Annotated in this window: 2 protein-coding genes and 1 pseudogene; all 3 read left to right on the top strand. The window is 66.9% G+C overall.

The features are described from left to right. On the top strand, window positions 1–1836 hold a 1836-nt coding region (locus JO059_RS02330; protein ID WP_293314474.1), incomplete at its 5' end, for a flavodoxin domain-containing protein. 168 nt (window positions 1837–2004) lie between these two features. Further along, on the top strand, window positions 2005–2271 hold the full coding sequence (locus JO059_RS02325) for a hypothetical protein (RefSeq protein ID WP_366516141.1): 267 nt from the start codon (window positions 2005–2007) through the stop codon (window positions 2269–2271). A 206-nt stretch (window positions 2272–2477) separates the two neighbouring features. Continuing rightward, a pseudogene (locus JO059_RS02320) lies at window positions 2478–2594 on the top strand (putative sulfate exporter family transporter); the annotation flags it as partial.

Here is a 2594-nt window from a genome sequence, read left to right as displayed (position 1 = left end):
TCGGAAGCCGGCCGCCGCACCGCCGGGGTGCCGACGCTGCCCCAAAGCGCCCCATTCGACACCAACACGCGGCTATGGGTCGACGGCCTGCTCGCCGGGCTGTTTGCGCGCACCGAGGCAACCGCACCACCCCAGCCCACCGTCGAGAGACTAACGGGCGCAGGGGGTCCGCCGGTACCAGAGCGACCGCCGATCGTTGTTCTCTGGGCCTCCCAGACCGGTAACGCGGAGGAGCTCGCCGGCCATATCGCCGCACAATTGCGCGGGGCCGACCTGCCGGTGGCGCTGCACAGCATGGACGACTTCCCGGTGGCGCAGCTTCCGGCGACGCGCGAACTGCTGCTGATCACCAGCACCACCGGCGACGGCGAACCACCGGACAACGGCGCCGGCCTGTGGCGGACGCTGAATTCCGACAGCTCACCAAGACTCGCCGACACCCGGTACGCCGTTCTCGCGCTGGGCGACTCCAACTACGGCGACTTCTGCGGTCACGGGCGCAAACTCGACGAGCGCCTCGCCGAGCTGGGGGCCGCCCGGATGCTCCACCGCGTGGACTGCGAACCGGACTACGAAGGCCCCGCGGCGGAGTGGCTGGCCGCGGTCATCCAGGCGCTGCCCCGCAAGCCGGCACCGGTTCGCGCTGCCGGCGGTGGGGCGGCGGCGGCATACGCGGTGCCCGCCACGGCTCGGCCGACCATCGGGTCCCCGGCGATCGGGTACACCAAGAAACAACCCCTGATCACCGACATGGCCCGCAACATCAAGCTGGGGCGTCCGCAATCCGCGAAAGACGTGCGGCAGTTGGTGTTTCGATTGCCAGAAGGCACGATCAGCTACGCGGCGGGGGACGCGCTCGGGGTGTGGCCGCGCAACAGCGACCGGCTGGTCGACGAATGGCTGGCCGTCACCGGACTGGACGGGCAGACCCCCGTCGAAGTGGGCGAGCATGGTCTGATGTCGCTGCGCTCGGCGCTCACCGAGCGAATAGAGATCGCCCACATCAGCCGGGATCTGGTGCGTTTTGTGCAGGAGCGCACCGGCGACGCGAAACTGGCCGAGCTACTGAAGCCCGAAAGCAAAGCGGCGCTGCGCGATTGGGCTTGGGGCCGCCAATCCATCGACCTCCTGGCGCAGTTGCCGGTCTCCGCGTCGGCACACGAGTGGCTGAGGGTCCTCAAACGCCTTCGGCCGCGGCTGTACTCGATCTCGTCCAGCCCCAAAGTGTGTCCGGCGGAAGTTCACCTGACGGTCTCGCCGGTGCGCTACGACTTCCGGGGCGTCGCGCGCCGCGGGGTGTGCTCGACCTACCTTGCCGACCGCTCCCCCGGCGATCGCGTCGCCGTGTATCTTCAGCCGTCGAGCAATTTCCGCCCGCCCAGCGATCCGGACACGCCGATGATCATGATCGGTCCGGGGACCGGGATCGCACCATTCCGCGGGTTTCTGCAGGAACGTCGGGCCCTCGGCCACCCGGGCCCAAATTGGCTGTTCTTCGGCGAACAGCACGCCGCGAGCGATTATTACTACCGCGACGAGATCGAGCAGATGCATGCCGACGGGTTGCTCACCGAGCTGGATCTGGCGTTCTCCCGGGACCAGCCGGACAAGGTGTACGTGCAGCACCTGATGCGCAAGCGTGGGCCCGAGCTGTGGCGCTGGCTGCAGGACGGCGCACACGTGTATGTCTGCGGCAACGCCGATCCCATGGCGAAGGATGTCGACCGGGCGCTCTGCGATATCGCCGCCGAACACGGCAACCTCGACCGCGATGGGGCGCGGGCGTACATCCAGTCACTGAGCGACGACAAGCGCTATCACCGCGACGTCTACTGAGCCGTCGCCAGCCCTTGTCGCGAGCCGTAATGCGGCGGAAACGTAGCGCATCATCCGCTGAAACATCTCCGTCGCACCATTCATTCGTTAGGTCGCGCACCTGAAGGAGTGACGTAGGTGGCTCGCGAGGGCAAGGAATTCGACGGATTCACGAAGACCGTATGCCCGGTGCACGGTCGCCCGGTGAATGATGGCGCAAATGATGACCAAGCGTCTGCGTCGGGTCAGGTGAAATGGGCGGGTTTGCCCATCAACCTGGACTTGGCGTTTTCCCGGGAGCAGCGCGACAAGGTTTACGTGCAGCACCTCATGCGCAAGCGCGGGACCATGTTGTGGCGATGGTCGCACGACGGCGGGCAGCCCTGCTGCTGCGAAGCGCCCGCCGACCAGACAAACTTCGACCAGCACGCCGCCGACTCCATGCCGAGCCGATAGGGCTGCGCCGACGGCACTCGACTAAATTCACCGCGAGCCGATCACTTGGTCCGCCGGCGTCGGTCACGCCATCATTGTGTCGTGGCAGATCAAGGTACACCGCAGTGGCGTGGTTGGCTGGAGCGAGTCAGTGACGATTGGTGGGCGACCCTGGTCGCTGGGGTTATTGTCGCGCTGGCGGTCGCTGACGTGCTCCCGAAGGTTCCCTGGTGACCGGCATCAGCACGGTTCGCGTCGAACCCGACGAAACAGCTGCCGAAACGGCGTTCACCAGCACCCGGCCCCTCGACTATGTGCCGGGCGTTGTGCTGTTGATCGCCGTG

Origin of the sequence: Mycobacterium sp., from assembly GCF_019247615.1 — a bacterium.
Lineage (GTDB): Bacteria > Actinomycetota > Actinomycetes > Mycobacteriales > Mycobacteriaceae > Mycobacterium.
Note: the sequence above shows the minus strand (reverse complement) of the source record. Positions and strands in the feature narration are given on the sequence as shown.